2 protein-coding genes are annotated in these 1,442 nt (G+C 60.7%); both read right to left on the minus strand.

Features of this window, described 5'->3' with window-relative positions:
- The coding region (locus Q7T06_RS12195; protein WP_304785056.1) for an NADH-quinone oxidoreductase subunit N at nt 1-823 on the minus strand (823 nt) is incomplete at its 3' end.
- Between the two features lie 28 nt (nt 824-851).
- Nucleotides 852-1,442, minus strand: a 591-nt coding sequence (locus tag Q7T06_RS12200) for a proton-conducting transporter membrane subunit (RefSeq protein WP_304785058.1), incomplete at its 5' end; no start/stop codon positions are given.

Genomic DNA, 1,442 nt, shown 5'->3' on the forward strand with positions numbered 1-1,442 from the left:
AGTCGATTGCCAGCGCCCACACGCCTTCCACCAGCAAACGGATGCAGATGGCGAACGCCGCCAGCTTGGGGGCACCGGCAATCAGCAAGGTCACCGAGGTCGGCGAACCCTGGTATACGTCGGGCGCCCACATGTGGAACGGCGCCGCCACCAGCTTGAACGCCAGGCCGGCGACCACGAAAATGATGCCGAACACCAGCACGGTACGGTTGACTGCGCCCGAGGCCGCAACCCGCGACACTTCAGCCAGGTCCAGCGACCCGGTGGCGCCGTACAGCATCGAGATGCCGTACAACAGGAAGCCCGACGCCATCGCGCCCAGCACGAAGTACTTCATCGCTGCTTCGGTCGAGACGGCGTGGTTGCGCCGCATGGCGACCAGGGCATACAAGGACAGCGACATCAGCTCCAGCCCCAGGTAAATGATCAGGAAGTTATTCCCGGAGATCATCACCATCTGGCCCAGCAGCGAGAACAGCGCCAGAACATAGAATTCACCACCCAGGGCGCCGCTGAGCATGTCCCGCTGCGTGGTGTACTGGCGCGAATAGATCAGCGTCAGGCCGACTGCAAGGTAAGAGAACAGCTTGAGCAGGTTGGCCATCGGATCCGAAACGAACATGTTGCGGAACAGGTAGGTGGTGGTCCCGGCGCTGAAATCGGCGAAGGTCAGGCCAGCGCAAACAACCAGCGTTGCCAGCGACAGCCAATAAGTGACGATGCGCCGGGCCGGTGGCAGGAACATGTCGATCAGCAAGATCGCGCAAGTGGCGACCAGCAGAACGATCTCGGGGTAAAGCGGAGCCAGGTTCAGGTTGTTCATGTGTGCGTTTGGTTGCGATTGGCGTCGACTACGGGGCCAACTTGGAAACGGAAACGTGCTTGAGCAGGTCGCCAACCGAAATCTGCAGTGCGTCGGTAAACGGCGCCGGCCATATGCCCATCGCGAGCACGGCAATCGCGAGCAGGCCCAGCATCAGGAATTCACGTCCGTTCAGGTCCTGCAGCGCAGCGACATGCGGATGCGCCACTTCGCCGAATATGACCCGCTTGACCAGCCATAGCGAATAGGCTGCACCCAGGATCAGTGCGGTGGCCGCCAGCAATCCGATCCAGAAATTGAACTGCACGCCACCCAGGATCACCATGAACTCGCCGATGAAGCCCGACGTCGCCGGCAAGCCCGCATTGGCCAGCGAGAACAGCACGAAGAAAGTCGCAAAACGGGGCATGACGTTGACGACGCCGCCGTAATCGGCGATCTGGCGCGAGTGCACGCGGTCATACAGTACGCCGATGCAAAGGAACATGGCGCCCGACACGAAGCCGTGGGCAATCATCTGCACCAGGCCGCCGGACATGCCCAGCTCATTGAAGATGAAGAAACCCAGGGTGACGAAACCCATGTGCGCGATGGAAGAATACGCCACCAATTTCTTCAT

This window comes from Herminiimonas sp. (assembly GCF_030645555.1).
GTDB lineage: Bacteria > Pseudomonadota > Gammaproteobacteria > Burkholderiales > Burkholderiaceae_D > Oxalicibacterium.